General features: G+C 67.1%; 16 protein-coding genes. 11 read left to right on the top strand and 5 right to left on the bottom strand.

Annotated features, from left to right (window positions below; all coding sequences use genetic code 11):
- The first annotated feature begins 10 nt into the window (after positions 1-10).
- Complete coding sequence (locus Rhe02_RS11315) at positions 11-1,216, top strand: RNA polymerase sigma factor (RefSeq protein ID WP_203908094.1); 1,206 nt, start codon at positions 11-13, stop codon at positions 1,214-1,216.
- 114 nt (positions 1,217-1,330) lie between these two features.
- Here the strand turns inward: Rhe02_RS11315 and Rhe02_RS11310 are convergent, their stop codons facing one another.
- From Rhe02_RS11310 to Rhe02_RS11300, 3 genes are read right to left on the bottom strand one after another with little or no spacing between them, the layout of a single operon-like run.
- Entirely contained in the window at positions 1,331-2,614 is a 1,284-nt protein-coding gene (locus tag Rhe02_RS11310; protein WP_203908093.1) for a hypothetical protein, read from the bottom strand.
- Between the two features lie 4 nt (positions 2,615-2,618).
- Positions 2,619-2,927 carry an SHOCT domain-containing protein gene (locus Rhe02_RS11305; protein ID WP_203908092.1) on the bottom strand — a complete coding sequence of 103 codons (309 nt, stop codon included), beginning with the start codon at positions 2,925-2,927 and terminating at the stop codon, positions 2,619-2,621.
- Positions 2,928-2,941: 14 nt separating this feature from the next.
- A complete protein-coding gene (locus Rhe02_RS11300; protein WP_203908091.1) occupies positions 2,942-3,469 on the bottom strand; it encodes a DUF6325 family protein in 528 nt (175 codons plus the stop codon).
- A gap of 140 nt (positions 3,470-3,609) precedes the next feature.
- On the opposite strand from Rhe02_RS11300, the gene Rhe02_RS11295 reads away from it, so the two are divergent.
- The 9 genes from Rhe02_RS11295 to Rhe02_RS11255 all read left to right on the top strand — a co-directional run bounded on the left by Rhe02_RS11295 (position 3,610) and on the right by Rhe02_RS11255 (position 16,028).
- Complete coding sequence (locus tag Rhe02_RS11295) at positions 3,610-4,584, top strand: helix-turn-helix transcriptional regulator (protein ID WP_203908090.1); 975 nt, start codon at positions 3,610-3,612, stop codon at positions 4,582-4,584.
- Between the two features lie 103 nt (positions 4,585-4,687).
- Positions 4,688-6,229, top strand: coding sequence for a hypothetical protein (locus Rhe02_RS11290; protein WP_203908089.1), 1,542 nt, complete (start codon positions 4,688-4,690; stop codon positions 6,227-6,229).
- A gap of 44 nt (positions 6,230-6,273) precedes the next feature.
- Complete coding sequence (locus Rhe02_RS11285; protein WP_239123674.1) at positions 6,274-7,422, top strand: GyrI-like domain-containing protein; 1,149 nt, start codon at positions 6,274-6,276, stop codon at positions 7,420-7,422.
- Between the two features lie 166 nt (positions 7,423-7,588).
- Entirely contained in the window at positions 7,589-8,641 is a 1,053-nt protein-coding gene (locus tag Rhe02_RS11280) for a lytic polysaccharide monooxygenase auxiliary activity family 9 protein (protein WP_203908149.1), read from the top strand.
- A 173-nt stretch (positions 8,642-8,814) separates the two neighbouring features.
- Positions 8,815-9,177, top strand: coding sequence for a carboxymuconolactone decarboxylase family protein (locus Rhe02_RS11275; protein WP_203908088.1), 363 nt, complete (start codon positions 8,815-8,817; stop codon positions 9,175-9,177).
- Between the two features lie 252 nt (positions 9,178-9,429).
- Positions 9,430-10,746: a serine hydrolase domain-containing protein gene (locus Rhe02_RS11270; RefSeq protein ID WP_203908148.1), complete on the top strand. Its 1,317-nt coding sequence runs from the start codon at positions 9,430-9,432 to the stop codon at positions 10,744-10,746.
- Positions 10,747-10,832: 86 nt separating this feature from the next.
- Positions 10,833-11,315 (top strand): hypothetical protein, encoded by a 483-nt coding sequence (locus Rhe02_RS11265; protein ID WP_203908087.1) that lies wholly within the window; start codon positions 10,833-10,835, stop codon positions 11,313-11,315.
- A 105-nt stretch (positions 11,316-11,420) separates the two neighbouring features.
- The gene (locus tag Rhe02_RS11260) at positions 11,421-14,543 is read left to right on the top strand and encodes a CHAT domain-containing protein (protein WP_203908086.1); all 3,123 of its coding nucleotides are present in this window, start codon (positions 11,421-11,423) and stop codon (positions 14,541-14,543) included.
- A gap of 9 nt (positions 14,544-14,552) precedes the next feature.
- Complete coding sequence (locus Rhe02_RS11255; protein WP_203908085.1) at positions 14,553-16,028, top strand: esterase/lipase family protein; 1,476 nt, start codon at positions 14,553-14,555, stop codon at positions 16,026-16,028.
- Here the strand turns inward: Rhe02_RS11255 and Rhe02_RS11250 are convergent.
- Positions 16,008-16,601 (bottom strand): P-loop nucleotide/nucleoside kinase family protein, encoded by a 594-nt coding sequence (locus Rhe02_RS11250; protein WP_239123671.1) that lies wholly within the window; start codon positions 16,599-16,601, stop codon positions 16,008-16,010. The genes Rhe02_RS11255 and Rhe02_RS11250 overlap by 21 nt on opposite strands.
- A 156-nt stretch (positions 16,602-16,757) precedes the next feature.
- Here Rhe02_RS11250 and Rhe02_RS11245 point away from each other — a divergent pair, with 156 nt between their 5' ends.
- The gene (locus Rhe02_RS11245; protein WP_203908084.1) at positions 16,758-18,746 is read left to right on the top strand and encodes a hypothetical protein; all 1,989 of its coding nucleotides are present in this window, start codon (positions 16,758-16,760) and stop codon (positions 18,744-18,746) included.
- A gap of 155 nt (positions 18,747-18,901) precedes the next feature.
- Here Rhe02_RS11245 and Rhe02_RS11240 read toward each other — a convergent pair whose 3' ends face one another.
- Complete coding sequence (locus tag Rhe02_RS11240; protein WP_203908083.1) at positions 18,902-21,940, bottom strand: AfsR/SARP family transcriptional regulator; 3,039 nt, start codon at positions 21,938-21,940, stop codon at positions 18,902-18,904.
- Between the last annotated feature and the right edge of the window lie 75 nt (positions 21,941-22,015).

The following is a 22,015-nucleotide window of genomic DNA, read 5'->3' as shown; positions in this document are numbered from 1 at the left end:
TAATCTCAGGATGGAAGCCTTGATGCGGGAGCTTGCCCCTCAGGTGCTCGGCATCCTCGTGCGCCGCTACGGCCAGTTCGACAGCTGCGAGGACGCCGTCCAGGAAGCGCTGCTGGAAGCGGCCGTGCAATGGCCCCGCGACGGCCAGCCCGACAACCCGAAAGCGTGGCTGGTCACGGTCGCCACGAGGCGGCTGACCGACCTGTGGCGGGCCGACTCGGCGCGGCGGCGGCGGGAGGAGGCCGGCTTTGTCGAGACCGTCGCGCCCGCCGCGGACTCCGACCGCCCGGGTGACCGCGACGACACGCTGACCCTGCTCTACCTTTGCTGCCATCCCGCGCTGTCGCCCGCCTCGCAGGTGGCGCTCACCCTGCGCGCGGTCGGTGGGCTGACCACCGCCGAGATAGCGCGGGCCTTCCTGGTGCCCGAGGCCACCATGGCCCAGCGGATCAGCCGGGCCAAGCAGCGCATCAAGGCGACCGGGAGCGCGTTTCAGCTTCCGCCCGAGCCCGATCGCGAAGACCGTCTCCAGGTCGTGCTGCAGGTGCTCTACCTCATCTTCAACGAGGGCTACACCGCCACCTCCGGGCCGGACCTGCAACGCGGCGATCTCACCCTCGAGGCCATGCGGCTGACCCGCCTGGTGCATCGGCTGCTGCCGCACGACGGGGAGGTGTGCGGGTTGCTCGCGTTGATGCTGTTCACCAACGCGCGCCGGGCCGCTCGCTCCACACCGGACGGTTCCCTCGTCCCGCTGGCCGAACAAAACCGCGCGCTGTGGGACAGCGCTGCCATCGCCGAGGGCGCCCGGCTCATCACGTCGTCTTTGGCGACCTCCGCCCTCGGCCCGTACCAGGTACAGGCGGCCATCGCCGCGCTGCACTGCGAGGCTGAGAAGGCTTCCGCCACCGACTGGCCGCAAATCCTTGCCCTGTACCAGGTTTTGGAGCGCATCGCGCCCAACCCGATGGTGACGCTCAACCACGCGGTCGCGGTCGCCATGGTGCACGGCCCGTCGGCCGGCCTCGACCAGCTCGCCTCGGTACAGGAGGCGCTGAAGGGTCACCATCGCCTCGACGCCGTCCGCGCCCACCTTCTCGAGCTGGCCGGCGACGCTCCGGCCGCCCGCGACGCCTACCTGCTCGCGGCCCGCCGCACCACCAGCCTTCCCGAGCGCCGCTACCTGGAGTCGCGCGCCGCCCAGGTGTGTTCCTGACGCCCGGGCGGAGGCGTCATTCTTGCGGAGCGTCCGCGCCCAGGCTCAGCTCGGACGGCCGGGCGGCGAGGCCATTCTTGCGGCGCGGCCGCGCTCTGGCTCAAACCCTGACGGCTAGGCGTGGCCGAGGGGAGGGGACACCCTTGGGGCGCGGGCGAACAGCTCGACGATTGTTGCCAGGACGAGCACGGCGAACGTGGTCCACAGCACCGCCGCGATGCTGGGCCGGTCGGCCACGACCAGCAAGATGACCGCCAGCACCACTAGACCGCCGAGGATGTAGGGCCGGGCCGCTCCCAGCGACCGTCCCACCGCGCCCACCCACGATCCGGCGCGGGCCAGCAACCGTGCGATGGCGTCCAGCCCCCGGTTGACCAGCCGCCGGATCGCCTTGGCCGGATGGCTCGGACCGAACAGCAGCAGGGCGATCAGCGCGATCAGGCAGACCACGAGCAGCGTCTGCATGGCGGCCACCAGGTAGCGCAGCATGGTATTGACGATCACGGTAGCGGCCTCGGGCGATTGGATGCCGGCCGGCAGGTTGTCCAGGTAGTAGGACTTGGCGACGGAAAGCGCGCCGAGGAACAGCGCGGTCGCCAGGCCCAGCATCACCACGCCGACGAGCAGGCCGCGCCGCCGGTTCGGGGCGGTCAGCATGCCCAGCGCCAGCAGGGCCAGCGCCACGAAGGGCAGCCACGTGCCGGCGGTGTCGAGCCACTTGGTGTAGGTGCGCAGCTTCGGCAGCTGGTCGGAGTCGACCAGCTGATAGGGGATGGACACGTCGGGGATCTTGTCGACGAACGACATCCCTTGGGCGGCAAGCCGTTGTTTGATCGCGGTGAGGATGGCCCCCAGATCGACGGTGACGGTATCGCCTTTGCTGTTGAGGAATTGGCCCTCGCCGCCGGTGAGCACGGTGACCACACCCGTGTGCGCCACCCGGTTGATCTGATCCCAGACCTGCTGGAACTGGGGAGTGCCGAGCAGTTTGTAGATTTCGTTGTGCAGGAACGAGGTCAGGCCGCTCACGGCGGGGCCGACCAGGTCCTCGACGCGCTGCGGCGCGCCCTGGGCGACCAGCCGCTGAGCCAGATCGTTGGCGATGCCCTGGATGTCGGTACGGGTGATGACCTCCTGGGTGAGCCGGGTCGCCACGGCTTCGCGCACCGCCGGATCCTCGGCCAGCGGCGACACCGTACGCACATAGTGTTCGGTGTCGAGCACCTCCGACTTGAGGTAGACGGCCACCACGGCGAGCACCCCGACCAGTGCCCCGACCAGCAGCAGCACACAGGCGGCGGTCCATCTTCCGGCCCGCGCCCACGGGTTCGCGGAGGCCCGCGCGCGGAGCTGCTGCAGCTCCGCGCGCTCGTCGTCGCTCAGGTCATCGTTGGACATCGGCTCAGGAACCCAGCAGCCGGCTCTTCTGCGCCTCGAATTCGGCGTCGGTGAGCACTCCCTGTGCCTTCAGATCGGCCAGTTGCTTCAACTGTTCGATCTTCGCGTCCATGCCACCGGACTGCTGCTGGCTCGCCTGTTGCTGTGCTGCCTGTTGCTGCGCCGCTGCCTGTGCTGCCTGTTGCTGTTGGGCGGCCTGCTCCTGCTCCTGGTTGGCCCAGCGGCCGGCCTGCCGGCGGGACACCCGGTTGGAGACCGCCGTGGCCGTTCCGGCGATGACCGCAGTGCGCGCCACCCCTCGAATCAAACCCATCGCTCTGCCTTTCCCTAGACCGTTGCCTTCGCGCCATTGCTGGCTTTCTTGCCATTGCTGGCCTTCTTGCCGTTGCTGGCCTTGGTGCCATTGCCGGCCTTGGATTCGCTGGCTTCCAGCGCGGATTGCACATCCATCACCGAGAGCCGGCCGCTGGCCACGAGCTGACCGCCGGCGCGGCGCAGGGCTGCCGCGAAGGGGGCGGCCCAAGTGTTCTCGTAGACAAGAAGCCCTGCCGAGCTTCCCGGCTCGATCGCCGCGGCGGCGCTGGTGATGTCGTCCTCGTCGAGCATCCCGGAGGAGGCGCCTTCGAACAGCGCCAGGTCGAGCTGCTCATCGCCGTCGAGGTCGGCCAGGAGCATGCCCCTTACCGTCCCGTCCAGCTCCTTCTTGATGAAAACCATGTCCAGCAGGCGGATGATGCCCCGATCGACAAGATCGATCAGGATCGGCATCGCCTCACCTTTCAGCTTGCTTCCGGGGAACTCGACCACCACGTAGTCGATCGGACCCATGTCCACTTTTGTATTCGAACTGTTCATCGCAGCCTCCGTCGCCATCTCCAGCTACGGTAAGCCGCTATTCACGTTTATGCGGGCAAACTGCCAGAAACGGCGAAGCATAGACCAGGACACGGCATGGAGTTATGTTTGTGGATGTTTAGGGGAGGTATGGCAACGGAGTGGGACTGACGAATCTGGGGCTGTCGCCTGCAGCCGAAGCGGTGTACCGCGCCATGCTCGCCGAGCCGAGCATGCGCCCCGACGACCTCGCCGAACGCCTTGAGCTACCTCAGCGCACGGTGCGCCGAGCGCTCGACCGCCTGACCGCGCTGGATTTGCTCGTGGCCGCCGAATCCGGAGATCACTCGCCCGCCCCACCCGGAGCCGGGCTGACCGCGCTGCTGCGCGAGGCCGAGGAGCAACTGTCGCGCCGGCAGCGGGAGATCGCCGCCACCCGCGACGCGATCGCCGCGATCGTCGCTGTGCACGCCGACCGCGCCCCCGAAGGCGACGCCATGATCCGCCTGGAGGGCCTGGACACCGTGCGGCGGCGGCTGACCGAGCTGGCCCGGCACGCCTCGAAAGACTTCTGGCTGTTCAGCCCCGGCCGTGCCTTCCGGCTGGCCGCCATCACCATGGACGACGAGTTCAGCTTCGCGGCGATGGCCGGATCGGTGCGTTTCCGCGCTCTGCATCAGGACTCCTATCGAAGCGACCCGGAAACCCTGGCCTTCGCCCAGCGGATGACCGATCGCGGGGGCGAAATCCGCACGGTGCCGGTGGTGCCGATGCCGATGGTGGTGATGGACCGGCACATCGCGTTGTTGCCGATAAGCTCCGCCGACGTCCAGCTGGGCGCCTTCGAGGTGCACGCCGGGGGGATGCTGGCGGCCGTGTGCGCCCTCTTCGATCAGCTGTGGCACACCTCCAGCGCGCTGCACCAGCCGTTGCGCCGCAACGGCGACGGCCTGACCGCGCAGGAGGTGGAGGTGCTGCGGCTGCTGGCCGCCGGGCTGACCGACGAGGCGGTGGCGCGCAAGGTGGGGCTCTCGGCGCGTACGGTGCGGCGCACCATCGCCTCCCTCAACGACCGGTTGCGCGCCAACAGCCGCTTCCAGGCCGGGGTGCAGGCCTCCCGCAAGGGCTGGATCTGAAAGCGCCAAAGCAAAATCTGTGCAAAGTTTCCGGTCCCCGGCTGGAGGCGGTCGCAATGCCGTGCCAAGAATCACGCCGACGCCAACAGATTTGGGGAGACAAATGTATTTCGCCCATCGCCCGGCTCGGCGGGTGCTCGCCTGCGTGGCCGTAGCGGCGCTGCTGCTGGCGGCCGGCTGCACCGGACGGGCCACCTTACCCACCGCGATCACCAGCACGTCGGCCACGCTGCACGCCCAGACCGACTGCGTGGCCGACACCACCACCAATCCCTGTACGGGCTGGTTCCAGTACTGGGCCGAGGGCGCCACCACCGTGCTCACCACGCCGCGGGTCACCGTCAACGCCAAGACCGGGCCGATCGACTTCAACCAGGCGGTCACCGGGCTCACCCCCGACACGCTCTACCACGTCCAGTTCTGCGGATTCGGTGACAGCAACGTCGCCCAGCCCGGGCTGTGCATAGGCCAGGGCGGTGGCGGCGTCGTCACCAGCCCTGGGGTGCAACCGGATCCGGCCAACTTCAGCGCCACCCAGAACTTCCGGACGGCATCGGCGACCACCACGGCCACCGTCGACATCGGACGCGTCATGTCCACAGCGGACACCCTCGCCAACCCGATCGGCCGCGACGGCGGGCACAGCATCGCCTACTCCTCGTCCCAGGCGCTGTGGCTCTTCGGCGACACCGGCCAGCGCAACGGGCCGCCGTTCCTGGCCCTGGGCACGGCGGCGGCCGGCCCGTATACGGTCGGGGTGGCCCCCGACACGCTCAGCGAACTGCCCCGCCCGCCCGCGCCGCCCCAGCCGGGCCTCACCTCGCCTGCCAACTTCTTCCCGGTGGTGCAAGGCCTGGTCACCCCGGAGGATCCGCCGGTCGCGTGTGGCAGCGCCGGAAGCGCCAGCTATGCCGCGGCCTGGATATCCGGTGGCGCCCGCATCCCGGGCACCGGCCGGGCCCTGGTCATCTGGGCCGAAATCTGTGTCACCACAGGAGAAAAGCGGCCCTGGCCGGTCGAGCGGTGGCGGATGGCCGACTACGACCCGGCCACCAACCGGTTCCGCACCTTCTTCACCCCGTTCGTGGCCAACCCCATGCGGGCTGGGCTGCCCGAGACCCTGCGGCTGGGCAACCCGGTCTTCGGCAACGACGGCTTCCTGTACTTCTTGGGCGCCAAGCGAAACCCGGACACCATCTTCGCCGCGCGGGTCAGCGCCGACCCTGCCGCGTGGTCCGACCCGGCCAGCTACCGCTGGTGGGGCAGTCCCGATGGCGGGCCCGCGCAGTGGACCACCGACCACACCTCGGTGGTGTCGCTGGTGACCGGTGTGCAGCCGTGGGGCGTCTACGCCGCCGACTTCAGCGGTGTCGGCGGCGGCCGGAAGCTGGCCATGATGGTCAAGGACAACTACTTCGACCCGGCTCACTTCCGGCTCTACACCGCCGATTCGCCGCTGGGCCCATGGACAGCGGGCCCGGCCGGACGGGTGCCGGACCATTGCCGCGGCGGCCCCTTCGGCTGCTATGCGTTCAACGGCCATCCCGAGCTGAGCACGGCCGACACCTTCGTCTACTCCTGGTTCTCACCCGGTGACCGCCTCGCCGACGGCGGGCACGTCCGCCTCGGCACGATCGCCTGGTAGCCACCCGCTCGGGCACCCGTTTATCCTATCGCTAGGATAAACGGGTGCCCCGTCCGCTGACCGCCGCCGAGCTTGCCCTGCTGGGGTTGCTGGCCGAGCGCCCGCGGCACGGCTACGAGCTGGAAGAGGTCATCGTCGAGCGTGGCATGCGCGACTGGACCGAGATCGGTTTCAGCTCCATTTATTACGTGCTGGCCCGCCTGCACGAGCGCGGCCTGGTCGACGAGCGGGCCGCCCCGTCGGCGCGGGGCAAGCCGCGCAAGGTCTACGCGCCCACGCCGGCCGGGCTGCGCGCGCTCGCCGAGGCGGCGGAGGCGGTGCTGGCCAACCTGGTGCCCGTTCCCGCGCCGCTGTTGCTGGGGCTGGCCAACCAGCCGGCCTTGCCGCCGCAACGTTTCGCCGCCGCGTTGGCCCGCCGCGCCGACGCTCTTGCCGATCGCGTCGCCGCGGTGCAGGCGGCCGCCGATGCGCAGAGCGACGCCCCGGACTTCGTGCGGGCCATCTTCGACTTCAGTCTGGGCCAGCTCATGGCCGAACAGCGCTGGCTGACGGCGTACCGCGAAAGTTTAGGAGGCAAAAAGGTGACCGCATACGACGTCAAGAAAGAGCTGAAAAACCTTTACGCGCCAAGGAATGCCGATTGGGCGCTGGTCGACGTCCCGCCGCTGGCCTACCTGGCCGTCGATGGCGAGGGCGATCCCAACACGGCCCAGGCCTATCGGGAGGCGGTGGAGGCGCTCTACTCGGTGGCCTACACCATCAAATTCGCCAGCAAGGACAGGCCTTTCGTGGTGGCCCCGCTGGAGGGACTGTGGTGGGCCGACGATCCGAGCGTCTTCGTGAGCCGCGACAAGGCCGCCTGGAAGTGGACCATGCTCATCGGCCTGCCGCCCTGGATCACCCAGGAGCAGGTGCAGGAGTCGAAAAACCAGGCGCTGGCCAAGAAGAAGCTGCCCGCCATCGACCGGGTGCGGCTGGACCAGCTGCACGAAGGGACCAGCGCTCAGCTGCTGCACGTCGGTTCCTACGATGACGAGGCGCCGAAGCTGGCCGCCCTGCACAGCGAGTACCTGGCCGCACAGGGGCTGCAGCTCAATGGTCAGCATCACGAGATCTATCTGAGCGACCCGCGCCGCACCGAGCCCGCCAAGCTGAAAACCATCCTGCGCCAACCGGTCAAACCACGCGAATAGTTGACTGGATTCATTCCAATGTATAGATTTGTTGGTACCGGGCGGGAGCCGAGTTCGTCAGGCGCGGCAAGGGGCAGGGCCGCGCGAGGTGTCAACCTCTAGGAGACACTCGATGTCTTTCTCCCTATCCTCTCTCCGCGCGCTCCCAAGAAGAACCGTGACCGCCATGCTCGCCGCCATAGCGGCGGCGATGCTCCTCGCGACAGTGCTAGTCGTGAACTCGGTCTCCGCGCACGGCTCGATCGTCGACCCGGCCAGCCGCAACTACGGTTGCTGGGCGCGTTGGGGTTCAGACTTCCAGAACCCGAACATGGCCACCCTGGACCCGATGTGCTGGCAAGCCTGGCAGGCCAACCCGAACGCGATGTGGAACTGGAACGGCCTGTTCCGCGAAGGGCTGGCCGGCAACCATCAGGGCAACATCCCCGACGGCCAGCTGTGCAGCGGCGGGCACGCCGAAAGCGGCCGCTACAACGCGCTGGACGCCGTGGGCGCCTGGCAGACCACCTCGATCAGCAACAACTTCCGGGTCAAGCTCTACGACCAGGCCAGCCATGGTGCCGACTACATCATGGTGTTCGTGACCCGGCAGGGCTTCAACCCGCTCACCCAGCCGCTGCGCTGGGCCGACCTGGAGCTGGTCGGCCAGATCGGCAACACCCCGGCGTCACAGTGGACCCCGGAGTCCGCGGGCGGGGTCTCGATCCAGGTCGCCGGGTCGGCGCCGGGCCGTACCGGCCGGCACATGACCTTCACCATCTGGCAGGCCAGTCACCTGGACCAGTCCTACTACTTCTGCAGTGACGTGATGTTCGGCGGCAGCACGAACCCGCCGACCGGCTCGCCCACGCCAACCCGCACTCCGAGCTCCACCCCGTCGCCTTCCCCGTCGCCGACGAGTTCGCCGTTGCCGCCGGTCGGCAACTGCCTGGCCACCTACCGGGTGACCAACTCGTGGCAGGGCGGCTTCCAGGCCGAGGTCACGGTGACCGCCGGAAACGCGGCCACGCACAGCTGGGTGGTGCACTGGAACTACGCGGCGGCACAGACCGTCACCAACCTGTGGAACGGCGCGCTGCTGGCGCCCGGGCCGCATGTCATGGTGGGTAACGCCACCTGGAACGGGGCCTTGGCCGCCAACGGCTCCACGACGTTCGGGTTCCTCGGCTCGTGGAGTGGCACCAACCCCGTCCCGGCATTGACCTGTACCGCGACCTGACGAACAGTTCGCGGTAGGCGGAGCGGCATCCGCCTACCGCGACGATCCACCCCTGCGCAGCGGTATGCCGATTTGCCCACATGGCAGCGGCGCAACCACGAGTATGGAGCACGGAAACCGAAGCGCCGACGAAGCTTCGGCACTACTCGTGACAACCGAGCATGGGGGCAGACATGGCCAAAACCAAGAACGCGGAACAGAGCATCACAGGTCTCGCGCAGGGCGACCCGGACATACTCGAAACACTGACCCGGATGACCGAGGGCACGCTGGAGCGTTCCGGGCTCGACGAGAAGACTTTCATGCTGGTGAGGATCGCGGCGCTGGTCGCTTCCGACGCGGCACCCGTGTCCTACCTGGCCAACCTGGGGATCGCGGCGGAAACAGGGCTCAACCTCGACCAGGTAGTGGGCACGATGGTCGCGGTGGCGCCGGTCGTCGGCACCGCCCGCATCACCTCCGCCGCCTCCAACATGACCCGGGCCGGTGTCCTGGGCGAGAAACTCCGCGAAGCCGACCTGGCTTCAGCCCGCTAGCAGCAGCGCGGATACGCCAGGACGGCCGCGAAAGCCCGCCGCCCTGGCGTCGCCGCGTGCCCTGGCCGCTCGGTGCCTCCGGGTCGCGGCGCTGTGGGTGCTGGCCGCTCGCTACCTCAGGACTGCGGCCCTCGGAGGTGCCTGGGCGCTCGGTGGCTCAAGCCCGGGGCGTCGGGTGGGTGATGCGCCAGGGTGATCCAGCCCGGGGGTGGAGTGTGGTCTTGGGGCGGGGGTGCCAGGATCTAGCGCGTGATGGTGACGCGTCGGGCGGTGTTGGGGGCCGGGCTGGCGGCCGCGCTGAGCGGCTGCGCGAGCGAGCCGGCGGTGTGGAGCGAGGCGCCGCCGAGCGGATCGGCCGCCCCGGCCAGCGATGAGCCCAGCGCACAGCCGAGCGCCGGCGCCAGCCCATCGGCAGCGGGGCCGAGATCGCCCTATGAGGCCGAGGTGACCGCGGTCCTGAAGCGTTATCTGTCACCGACTCCGGCCAACCCCAAGCATCCGACCTACGCCGGGGCGGTGGCCATGGCGCTGGTCAACGGGAAGGTGACCGTGCACACGGCGGTCGGCGACGCGTTGCGTTACGGCGCCGGGCCGGTGGAGCTGCCGGTCTCGCAGCGGGTGCCGATGCGGCTGGACTCCGTCTTCGACCAGGCTTCCATCACCAAGGTCTACACGGCGATCCTGGTCATGCAGCTGGTTGAACAAGGCAAGATCGATCTCGCGGCGCCGGTGGTGAGCTACCTTCCGGAGTTCGCCGGGACGGGCAAGGCGGCGGTGACGGTGTCGATGCTGCTGTCGCATACCAGCGGCCTGCCGGTCGGGCCGAAGATCAGCGGACTGTCCACAGTGGAGCAGAGGTGGGCGGCGGTGCTGGCGACCCCGCTCGTCGACGGCGCTGTGCCCGGAAACACCTTCCGCTACACCAGCGTGGGCCTGATGGTGGCGGGCCGGATCGTGGAGAAGCTCACCGGCCAAGGGCTCGCCCAGGCGACGAAGTCGTTCATCACCGGCCCGCTTGGCCTGCGCGACACCGGATTCACCCCCAACAGCTGGATGTCCTCGGCCGACCGGGCGGCGCGCATGGTCGCCACCGACGCGCGCTCGTCGCGGGGGCTGCTGCGCGGCGTCGTGCACGACGACGTGTGCAACCAGCTCGGCGGCGTCGGCGGGCACGCCGGGACCTTCAGCAGCGCCTCCGATCTGGCGATCGTTGGCCAAATGCTGCTCGGCGGCGGCCAGTACCAAGGAAAACGTCTCCTCAATGAAGCAACCGTGCGGATGATGACCACCAACGTCAACCCGGGCCTGCCCGTGGTGGACGAAGAACGGCCGAACAGGCCACCCGACCACGGTCTTGGCGTCACCATCAACCAGCCGTGGCTGATGGGAAAGCTCGCCTCGGCCCAGGCTTACGGCCACAGCGGGTTCACCGGCACCTCGCTGGTAATCTGCCAGCGCCGCAAGCTGGTGCTGGTGGTGCTGACCAACCGCGCCCATCCAAACTGGAGCTGGGCCAACCCCGACCCGGTCCGCGAAGAGGTGGGCGACGTGCTGGCCAAAGCGCTCTAGTCTGGTGTGCGCCAGGCAGCTATCCATCGCCGACGGCCTCGGTTACCCTCGCTGGAGCATTTCACTCGGGAGAGGGCGACCCAAGCGTGACGACCAAGGCCGATCTGGCGACGGACGAATGGAACAGATTGGTGCAGCTGCCACGATGGGTGGTTGCCGCGGCAAGCGCGGCGCAGCACGACCTTCCATATCGCACCAACATCGAAGTCGAAAGCGGCCTCATCGCCTCAGCCCGCGGACGCGACACCGGAAATGCGTTCCTGGCCGAGGTGGCCAGCGACACCCTGCGGATCTTCGATGATCGTTCCCTGGCAGGCGCCATCGACCTGACCGACCGCGACGCGGGCATCGCGGCTGTGCTCGACCTGGTGCGCTCCGTGAACGAGATCCTCGACGCCCACGTCGACAACGGTGACGCGATGGCGTTCCGGCGCTGGCTGCTGACCATCACCGACGTGGTGATATCCGCCGCCCGAAGCGGCGACATCCTGGGCTTCGGCGGCAAGCTGATCACCGAGTCGGAGCAGAGCTTCCGCGACCGCCTCGCAGTCGTGCTGAAGGTCGCCTAGGGAAAGTTGAAGGGTCCACCGCCAGAATCGCGCCACTCTACATAGTGCACTAGGACTGCTAGGCTGGCGTTAGGCACACACGTGTGTGGCCTGGGGGTGGTCCAGGTGGTGCGTAGTCGTGGGCTTACCAAAGACAGTGCATTCGCTCTCGTTGAGGCAACTGTTTCCATCGGCGACGACGCGGCAATCAGGTCCGCGGTCCTGACTATCGCCAGCATCGGCACTAGCCCGGCCGCCTGGCGCGAGATCTCTCCGCTGCTGAATAAGTTCCTCGAACGACCGATGGCTCATCCCTCTCGCGGCGATTGGCTGGAGGTGATGGCTGCCACCCCTTTGGCCTCCGCCCTGCAGCGGCTTTCTGCGATCGCCACCACCGCAACAGATCCGCACGCTGAGCTGGCGGGGTGGTTGCTGGCCCGACGGGGAGTCGGACCGGTCGCCGCGGAGCAGATCCGGTCGCTTCTTTCAGTTTTGGCCAACCAAGATAGGGAGGCGCAGGCTTCGGCAGTCCGGACGCTAGCCATGATGCCCATCGAACTCCACGAGGTATCGCCAGATGCCTTCGCTTCCGCGCTGAACAGTGATGACCCGGATACGTCCCTGTTTGCTGCGATCGCTATGGCGAGGCTTGGCGACACAGCCCAGCTTGAGCGCATGCTGCGGGAGATGAATAGGGAGATTGACCCTGCCAAGCTTGAGGTTGTCTTTCCTGTACCGGCTAAGTTGCGTCTGTGGCTGCTAAAGCTCAACCCGCCGATCCACGACGGGTCGGCGCAGGTGGTGATTGAGGCACTGACCGGACCGCGGATGCCCACGGTCGCGGACGGGCTTGGGGAAGCACTGCCACCTAGTCGGCGTGCGGATGCTACGGAGGTGTTGGCCGCCAAGCGAACTGCCGACCGATTGCTTGCTGCGAACAGGTCCAAGGACTGGCGCGGCGTAGAGAAACTCGACCTGGCCGCACTCGGTTCGCTGCCCCCGGACACCACCGAACAGCTGATAGTCAACCTGATCGGGCTTGGCGACGCCAAGGAAACCCGGCTGCTCGACGTCCTGGACAATGCCGACACAAGTCAGCTGCAAGTCGCACGCATCATCCTCGACTTTGCCACCGGCGCAGGACCGACGGCGGATCACGCCGATCAGCTCGCCATCGTATTGGGCGCGTGCGATCCGCACGAGGTCATGCGGGCCCTGGGCGCACAGCTTTCTGCTGCTGACAGCCAGGCGCGTGACAGGCTAAGGCAACTGCTGCACTACACGCTGTCGCAGCCCGCCTTCTCACAACCACCTGAGCTAGGCCCGCCTACCGAAGTTGTGGACGATCGCCGGACACGATATGACTCGTCGTCGGAACAGCTGGAGGACGTCACCGAGGTCGAGAATTGGAGCGATGGGTTCTCTCGGAGTAGCAGGCGGCACCGGAGACTGAGAGCGGCCGCGCCGGCCGACGAGGCGGCTGAGCGTCCCAAGCGGCCTCCTCCGCCGGGAGCGACAGCACCGGGCGACGACATACCTGAACCCACAGCGCCTGCGCAGCTACCGTCCGAAGTGCTATCGCCTCTGCCGCCACCGCCTGTGCCGCCACCGCCATCGCCTGTGCCGCCACCGCTTTCGCCGGCAGACCGAAGCGGCCAGCGGAAGGTGTATCCGCGTATCACCTGCCCGCCAGCCGTTGTGGTGGAAACACCGTTCGAGTGTGTCGTCGGGCTGGCGGAAAGGGACGACCCGACATTGGTGATCGCCGGACCGATTGCTGTCGCAGGGGAGATGGCCACGTTCGACGTGTTGGTCACGGTCGACCCGGAGTCGCTGTCGGTGGCCGAGGGACATCAGCACACCCTGGTGATGAACGCCGACAATCCTTTCCCCGCCGTGACGCTGCACGTGACTGCGAAGAGCGGGCGGCAGCTGGCCAAGGAGCGCCGTATAGGCGTGCACTACTTCTGCAACGGCAAGCTGATCGGTGTCGCATGGCGGCGGCTCATCGCCGTCGCTACGGAAGCCGAACTCGACGACGACCGTCAGCTGGACACCAAGGAACAACGTCTGCTTGACCTGAGCCCGTTGCTAACCGACGAACCGCCCGATCTGGTGCTGGCGATTTACCGTGCGGACGATGCTGCGCACAACCAGTATGTGTGGGCCGCCTACCCTTGTGCGGCCGAGGTCGCTGTCCCTGATGTCAGGCGGGCCAAGGATCTCGGCGAAAGCGCCCGGGGATTCGCCAGCGCGGCGATGACATGGATCGAGTTCAGCAGCGTACCTGCGATCGCCGATTTCCTGCAGATGCAAGGGCTTGGAGTCGATGTGGCGCAGGCGATTCCGATAGGGATTCAGAGCGTACTGCGTTTGGTTGCCTGCCAGCCCGACCGCGCCTCGGCGGCGGCGGTGCTTCTGCTTACCGAGGAGCCCCACGTACCGTGGGAGATCGCGGTCTTACAGCCTCCGCTGGAGACGAAGTTCGGGCTCACCTCGCCATTTCTGGGTGCACACGTCGCTATCAGCCGGTGGCCGCTGGTCGAAGACAGCCCACTGAGTCCCCTGCAAACCAGCTTGGAGGTGCGACACCATGCGGTCGTCACCGCCGAATATGGAAAAGGCGCCACTGGCAATTGGGCGGAGCTGGTCCATGCCAGGAGAGAGGCCAAGTCCTTTGTCGACGACTATCCGCCTGCGGACGCGGTCGGTCCACGCTTCTCTGAAGTCGTCAAGTGCCTGGAGGGTATGCCGCGAGCTGATCTTCTTCACTTCGCTTTGCACGGCCGCTTCGATGCTCAGAACGCGCAGGGAGGGCTGGTCGTGCTCAAAGACGAAGCGAATCCCGCCAGCAACGACAACACGCAGTTTCTGACGGAGCCGATGATAAAGGGCTTGCAGCTGTGTCATAAACCATTCGTGTTCCTCAACGCCTGCCAGGTAGGCGCGGGCAACCAGATCCTAGGCGACTACGCAGGCATGGCCGCCTCCATCCTGCACGCGGGTGCGCGCGCTGTCGTCGCACCGCTCTGGAACATCGACGACAATGTGGCTGCCGAAATCAGCCTTCAGTTCTATGCCGCCGCGTATGGCGGCGAGCCGGTGCCGGTTGCGGAGATTCTTCGCCGGATCCGAGCTGGATACACCCGCGATGCCGCGGACACCGGTGGAGCGTCGCCCACACTCATTGCCTACCAACTATTCGGGCACCCGCGATTGAAGCTGCACCGCATCGCAAGCGTTCCTTAGGAGACAGTCATGGCCGAGTTGAATGCACAAGGCCTGTTGGTCGACGTCGGCAGCGGGGTGAGGATCAGCAGCCCGGGGCTTCAGGGCCAGGCGCAGGTGTATCTGCCGAGTAGTGGTGGGATGCGTGGGGCCGAGGACACGACCAGCGCATTCCTGGAGTCGATAGAGAACAATGAAATGCAACAGCAATTGACGGTAGTCATAGACCGTCACAATGAGGTCGGCGGGTCGGGGGGAGGAAGCAGAGCGGCCGGCGACGAAAATGACATCAAGGTGCAGGTGCCTGCACCCGGCGACGGGTGGGGCCAGGTCCTGCTCTACACGGCCGAAGACGGTTCGCTTTCATGGCATTTCCCGGACGGCGTTCGGCCGGAGGATGTGCCAAGCCGCGGTTCAGGCACCTTTACCTATCGCGTGCCTCGCGCGGTGATGTCCGCACAAGGTGAGACAGGACAGCGCGGGCTGACGGGCGCAATCGGCAAGAAGCTCCTCAAAGCACTGATCTTCAAGGTCGCGGAGAAGGCGCTCGGCCAGGCAGGGAACTTCTTTGCCCAAAAGCTGGAGGAGAAGTATCGGCCTTACCGGCTGCGATCGTTCACGCCGGACAACTATCAGGACGCAGACGGCGCTTCACTTGAGCCCGCCGACTGGCTTCGGCTGAGCCAGGGCCGTGCGCTGCTGTTTGTGCACGGCACCGCTAGCCGGGCACATGCCGGATTCTGTGGCATCCCACAGCAGACTATGCAAGAACTCCACGCACGTTACGACGGAAGGGTATTCGCCTTCGATCACCACACCATTTCGGCTACGCCGGACGAGAATGTGACCTGGTTGGCCAAGCAGTTGCCAGACGACCTCACCCTCAATCTCGACGTCGTTTCGCATTCGCGAGGGGGCCTGGTGAGCCGGGTATTGACCGAACAGGCGGCCCGCACGGGACTCGACGGACGAATCAAGGTGCGCAACCTTGTCATGGCTGCTTCACCCAATGCGGGAACCGCGCTGGCCGACATAGACCGGCTCGACCAGTTCCTCAACCGAATGACCAGCCTGCTTCAGCTGGTTCCGGACAATCCGGTAACCGACGTACTCGACATCGTGCTTGCGATCGTCAAACAAGTCGCGATCGGGGTGGTGCAGGGACTCGATGGGCTCATGGCCATGAACCCTCAGGGTGACTATCTGGTGAAATTCAACCAGACCGGCGTCGGGGCCGCGAAATACTTCGCGGTGGCGTCCAACTTCGACCCGCCACCGGGTTCCGCGCTGCACCATCTCGTCACCGACGGCGCCGCCGACCTGGTGTTCGGTGGCACTCCCAACGACCTGATCGTCCCCACGGCCGGGGTGTACACCGTGCCGAACGCGAAATGTTTCCCCGTTGGCGAGCCGCTGGTCTTCAACACGGATGCGCATATCAACCACTTCAGCTACTGGAGCAATCCGCAGCTGGCGAGCGCGTTCTCACAGTGGCTTCCGGGCTGAGCCGTGAATCGATATCCACGCGGTGACGGCCTCTGTGTCGACTGCGCGGGTGGTGTCTATCCGAAGCACAGGACCGATAGCTAGCGGTCGGGCAACCTGTTGCCAGCGTTCCCATTCGGCGTCGTTCGGGAGTTCTCCGTGGATGGGATGCCGTGGATGCCGGTTCTCGAAACGGCGCCGGGCGATTGCTAGCGGCAAGTCGCACCAGACCTCTAACGGCTGCCGAATGCCATTGCGCCGCAGGCCCTCGACGGCGAAATGATGGGAGTCCGTGGGCCAGCAGGACTCCAGCACCGCACCGCCTGAAGCTTCCGCGAGCAGTGCCCACATGGTGTGGCTTGCCGCTGCGCCGAGGGCGGCGCTCCAGTGTCGCTGGGGCCAGCCGGTTGGGGGTTCGGTGCCTAATACCTCTGCATGGGCCTCCTTGATCGTGTCCTTGCTGAACAGCGGCAACCCTATGGACTGTGACAGGGTGCGGGCCAGCGTTGTCTTGCCCGCCCCCGGCAGCCCGTTGACCAGCACCACAAGCTTGGTGGCCGGGGCCGATTCGATCGGATTCGAGGTGTTTGGCACGGCGCCTCCTACTCTGGTCCAATGTAGATATCTACGGTCTGCTTGATGTTGTGTCCGTTTGTTGCCGGGACCGCATATGGCCAGCTGGCAGTCATATCGATCACTCTTAATCTTCGCTGAAGATTTCCCCGACCTGATACGCAGGAAGGGGATTGTATGAAAAGGACAGTGACGGCCTCGGCATCGGCGGTGGTGGCGGGGCTGGTGGCGGGTTTGCTGCAGGTGCTGGTGAGTCCGGCGGCATCGCCCGGGGTGGCGACGGTGAGCGACTACGGCACATGTACCCGCGACATTGAAGGTGTTGCCTGGTTTTTTGATCCCTGTGTACCTGAGGGAGCGCCGCTGCCGCCCGATGTGATCACGGCGTTGGAGGAGGATCGGCTGGCGCGCGAGTGCGAGCCGTCCGCGTCGCCTGCGGCACGTGCGGCACGCCGCGCCCAGCCGAAGGTGGTGCCCGCCGCGGCGATCGTGCTGCCACCGACGGCCGAGCCCTCGCTGACGGCCGAGCCAACGGCTACGGCCGAGCCGACATCGCTCCCGATCGACCCCTCGGCCACGCCGACCTCGCTGCCGACCAACCCCTCGACGGGGCCGACCTCGCTGCCAAGCAACCCCTCGGCCACGCCGACATCGCTGCCGACGGCTCCCTCATCCGCGCCGACAGCGACGCCGATCGATCCTAGTGCCAGTCCGACCGCGACGGCGATCCCATGTCCGGAGCCGACGCCGGAGCCGACCCCGACCGAGCCCGAGCCGACGCCGACGGAACCGACGCCGACGCCGACAGAGCCGGAGCCGAGTCCGACGGTGCCGGAACCGACGCCGACCACGCCGCAACCGAGCCCGACGTTGCCGCAGCCAACCACGCCGCAGCCGACCACGCCGCAACCGACGCCGACGACGCCGCAGCCGAGTTCTACCGCGACGGATCCGGGGACCTGTCCGCTGCCGGCAGCGCAGCGGGAGGCCCGGCTTGATGTCACCGATCTGGAGGCCAAGCTCAGGGAGGCGGCCAAGGACAAGCTGTGCCCGCCGAACCGCAACCCGCAGACGCCGGTGGTGGTCGTCGCCACCGGGGACTCGGTGACGTCCGCGCACATTCAGATCAAGCACTACCACGTACCCAAAAAATGCAGTGTCAACCAGAACACCCAAGCTGACACCCGCGGGCTGCACGGCAACGACATGACGGCCAGCTATGTGGGCAAGTATGTGAGCAACCTCAACACTTCTGTCGTCGACTATTACAACTTCGCGCGCACGGGCATGGGTACCCCGGAAATCCTGGGAGCGCCGGCTATCTACCAGGATTCGTGTGAAAACCCATGGGCACGGGCGTTTCCGCCGATGGCGCTGGCCGAAGCGGCGCTCACCAAGGCCAAGCAGGACGGGCGTCAGGCCTACTACGTGACCACCGGCGGCATCAACAACACCAATTGGACCGAGGTGGCCAAGGGTGCGGCCTTCTGCGGCATGGCCGAGTTCCTGCGGATACAGGCGGTGCGCTACTTCGTGCGCAATACCCTGCCGTTCAACGCGGTCATGCGCTACTACGACACCCAGGGCCGGCCGACCGGCCGCGACAACGTGATCAGGGGCGGCGCGTGCCAGGTGGTGCTGCAGGAGGAGATCACCGGCAACCGGCCCCGGGACATCACCATCGAACGGTTGCGTTTCGACATCCCGGTCTTCGACGGGCCGACCCACTATCCAACGATCACCAGAGATGTCAACACCATCACCACCAAGGCGCTGGCCGCCGGGGCAAACAAGATCGTGTGGATGGGCTATTACGACATCACCCCGGCCAAGGTGTCGATCGGCACCTTCGCCAGCACCTGGGTGCAGAACACGGAACTGCCCGACGTCATCAAGGGCGCGCTGCCCAACATTCCCGACGTCGAGCTGGATCTGGTGACCGGACAGGCGTGGAAGACACAGGTGCAGACCTGGACCAACCAGCTCAACGCGGCCATCAAGGCGAGCATCCTTCCGGCCGACCCGAAGATCCGGTTCGTCAAACCGCCCGCGCTGGGCGCGGACAAGATTCAGAAGACGATGATCGGTGGCTGCCCGCATCCCAACCTCAGCGGGCATGACGATCTGGCCGGGGCGCTCAACACCGCCTTCCGGGCGCTCGGATAGCCCGCGACGGCATTACAGCCTCCTCACCAGCTCGATGTACCGCGCGTGTACCGGGGCCGCACCGCAGCCCACGATCATCGTGGATAGCCCAGGATGTCTATCGGGGGAAGTGATTGCTTTGCGGCAGATCTACATCGGCACGGTCAGGCAGGCGTTCAAACCGCCGCAAGCCGCTTGATCAGGTCGGCGGCGGCTTCGCGCAACGGGGCGAAGCCGCCGCCGTCGGCGAGCTCAAAAGCCTTGCGGGCGTGGGCAAGCGCGGCATCGCCGGGTTGCGGTCGCTGGCTGGCGACGGTGGCGATGTCAAGCAGCGCATCGATTTCGGCCCGGCGATTGGAGGACTGTTGTGCCATCCGCTGTGCGGAGCGCGCCAAGGTTTCGGCGAGTTCCAGGTTCCCCAGACATCGATGCGCCGACGCCACGACGCCGACGGCACGCGCCTTCACGTACAGGGAGACATCTTCGTGTCCGCAAAGCGCCAACGCGGTCTCGGCCTGACTGAGCGCCTCCGCCAGCCGGCCGCTGTCGCGCAGCACCGCCGCGACGCGCGCCAGCGACCACGACTGCGTCTCGTGGTCACCCAGCTCGGCGGCGATCGCGGCGGCCCGGGCGAATTCAGCCAGCGCTTCGTCGTAGCGGCCATAGCTGTGCAAAACGTTTCCGTGCCCATAGCGCACGATGCAGTCGGTGTGGGCGCTGCTGCGATGGCGGAACGCCTCGTTGATCATTTCCATGGCCTCATCCAGGCGCCCCATCTCGCGCAACACTGAGGCCCGGATGGTGAGCTGGTGCAGCAGGATCGAACCGTCGATCTGGCGGACGCCCTCGGCAGGGAGCCGGGTCAGCTGTTCGGCCTGGGGGAGGTTTCCTATTTTGTGATAGGTGTAAGCCAGGTTGAACCGGCTGGCGAGCTCTCCTCGCTCCCAGCCGCATTCGAGGCTGAGGCGGCGCGCCGCTTGCAGGTGGGCGATGGATTCCTCGAAGGCGCATCGTCTGGCATGGAAGTCGGAAGTACTCAAATGCGTGGCCGCTTGCGCTTGCGGGTTGTGCGCAGCGGTGGCGGCGGAAAGCGCGGCCTCGGCGGCCACCGCCCAATGGGTGAGATAGCCGCGGCGCATGAAGAAGTGGCGCAGTCCATCGGCCAGAAGCCAGGCGAATTCAGCCGGCCCGTGCTCGGCGGCATGCCTGATCGCCGCCACCAGATTGGCCAGCTCGGTGTCCAGCCAGGTGATGGCCTGCGATATGTCAGCAAAGACCACTCCCGGCGGAGAAGACCGGGCCTGGTCGTCGCGCGGCAGCCGCGTTGCGTAAGGGTAGAAGGTCATGGCCGCCAAATCGACAACGGCCTCATACCATGAATAGAGCCGATGGCTTGCGGTACGCGCCTCGGCGTCGGTGGCGGCCAGCTCCTGGGCATAGGCGCGTAGCAGGTCGTGAAAGCTGTAGCGGTCACCCTCACCGTGGCTGATCAGATGCGCATTGGTGAGCCGTGCCAACCCTTTGCAGGCCTCGGCCGGTGTGGTGCCAGCCAGCGCGGCGACCGTTTCAGGCGTGAAGTCGCGGCCGGGCACCAGGCCCAGCAAGCGGAACAATCGTTGTGCCGCAGGGTCAAGAGCGCGATAGGAAAGGTCGAACGCGGCCCGCACAGCCGAGTGCTCATCGCCCGCGACAGCCAGCGCGTCGAGCCTGCCCACCCCGTCGAGCTCGGCGGCCAGTGATTTCAGATCGCGGTGGGGGTGCTCGGCTATCCGTGCGGCGGCCACCCGCAGCGCGAGTGGAAGGTAGGCGCACAGCCGGGCGATCTGCGCCGCTGCCGCCGGCTCGGCCCGCACCCGGGCGTGCCCGACCGTGCGCTCCAGCAGAAGCTGCGCCTCGTCGGGGGTCAGCACGTCCAGCGTGAGGTGGTGGGCGCCCTCGCGGGCCATCAGCCCGCCCAGCCTTTCCCGGCTTGTCACCAGCACCAGGCATCCGGGCCCGCCGGGGATCAGGGGGCGCACCTGTTCCACCGAGTGGGCGTTGTCGAGCACTATCAGCATCCGCCGATCGGACAGCAGGGATCGGTAGAGTGCCGCCGCTTCCCCGGTGGCTTGGGGGATTCGCTCGGGCTTGATGTTCAGCGCGCCCAAGAGGCTTGTCAGAGCCTCGTCGGGCGACATGGCCCGGCCGGGGGCGTGGCCGCGCAGATCGAGAAAGAGCTGGCCGTCGGGGTACCGGTCGGTCGCCTGATGTGCCCATCGCACCGCCAACGCCGTCTTGCCCACGCCGGCGCTGCCGCCGATCGCCGTGATGACGAGCAGGCTGGACTGATCACCGAGCCGGTCGAAAGCGTGCAGCGCGTCGAGCTGGTCCTGGCGGCCGGTGAAACCGTTGACCTCGGCCGGCAGCTGCCGCGGCCGCACGAACTCGGGTGCTCTGCCGGCGGCATCCGGGACGGCGCCCGGCGCCCGCAGCAGATCCGGGTCGGCGCGCAGGATCGCGGCGTGCAGCCGCTGCAGGCCCGGCCCGGGCTCCACGCCCAGCTCGCTGACCATGAGCGCGTGGGTTCGGCGGTAGAGGTCCAGGGCATCGGCCTGGCGTCCGCTGCGGAAGAAGGCGAGCATCATGTGCTCCCGCAGCCGCTCGTGATAGGGATGCTCATCCATGATCGGCGACAGTGCTGCAATGATCTCGCTGTGCCGGCCGAGCTGCAGATCCACCTCGGCCATGGCTTCCAGCGCGGCCAGCCGCTGTTCCTCCAATCTGGACGCGGAAGTGACCACCAGGGCCGTCCCGGCGGCGTCGACGCAGGCGCACGGCCCGCGCCACAGGTTGAGGGCCCGGCTGAAAACCTCGCCTGCCTCGGCGAAGCGGCCCGCTTGTTTCGCGGTGAACGCCTGCCCGAGCAGATCGGTGAACTCCTGCGCGTCCAGCTCGCCCGGGGCCAGGGTGATGCTGTATCCGGTTGAGGTGAGCCGGATGCGTTCGCTTTCGTGCAGGGCTTGGCGTAGCCGCATCACGTAACCCTGGAGGTTCTTACGGGCGGACGGGGGTGGCCGGCCGTTCCAGATGGAATCGGCCAGCGCCTGCGGTGACACCGGCCGGTTCGCGTGGCACAGCAGGGTGACCAGCACCCTGCGCATCATCGTCGCCTTCAGGTCCAGGTTGCTCCCCATATGTGAGACCTCGAGCGGTCCCAGCACCCGAAACTCGTACACGCCAGGAAGGCTATACCGAACAGGCGAGCACGCCGACAAATCTATGTAAAGAATTCGATGAGGGCCGATTGCTGC

Origin of the sequence: Rhizocola hellebori (assembly GCF_016862955.1) — a bacterium.
GTDB lineage: Bacteria > Actinomycetota > Actinomycetes > Mycobacteriales > Micromonosporaceae > Rhizocola > Rhizocola hellebori.
This window is presented reverse-complemented; position numbering and strand designations above follow the sequence as displayed.

Coding starts and splice junctions, on each gene's coding strand:
- Rhe02_RS11305 (WP_203908092.1), bottom strand. CDS start 2,927: ATGGGTTTGATTCGAGGGGTGGCGCGCACTGCGGTCATCGCCGGAACG.
- Rhe02_RS11255 (WP_203908085.1), top strand. CDS start 14,553: ATGGCCGAGTTGAATGCACAAGGCCTGTTGGTCGACGTCGGCAGCGGG.
- Rhe02_RS11300 (WP_203908091.1), bottom strand. CDS start 3,469: ATGAACAGTTCGAATACAAAAGTGGACATGGGTCCGATCGACTACGTG.
- Rhe02_RS11275 (WP_203908088.1), top strand. CDS start 8,815: ATGGCCAAAACCAAGAACGCGGAACAGAGCATCACAGGTCTCGCGCAG.
- Rhe02_RS11280 (WP_203908149.1), top strand. CDS start 7,589: ATGCTCGCCGCCATAGCGGCGGCGATGCTCCTCGCGACAGTGCTAGTC.
- Rhe02_RS11245 (WP_203908084.1), top strand. CDS start 16,758: ATGAAAAGGACAGTGACGGCCTCGGCATCGGCGGTGGTGGCGGGGCTG.
- Rhe02_RS11290 (WP_203908089.1), top strand. CDS start 4,688: ATGTATTTCGCCCATCGCCCGGCTCGGCGGGTGCTCGCCTGCGTGGCC.
- Rhe02_RS11315 (WP_203908094.1), top strand. CDS start 11: ATGGAAGCCTTGATGCGGGAGCTTGCCCCTCAGGTGCTCGGCATCCTC.
- Rhe02_RS11310 (WP_203908093.1), bottom strand. CDS start 2,614: ATGTCCAACGATGACCTGAGCGACGACGAGCGCGCGGAGCTGCAGCAG.
- Rhe02_RS11270 (WP_203908148.1), top strand. CDS start 9,430: ATGGTGACGCGTCGGGCGGTGTTGGGGGCCGGGCTGGCGGCCGCGCTG.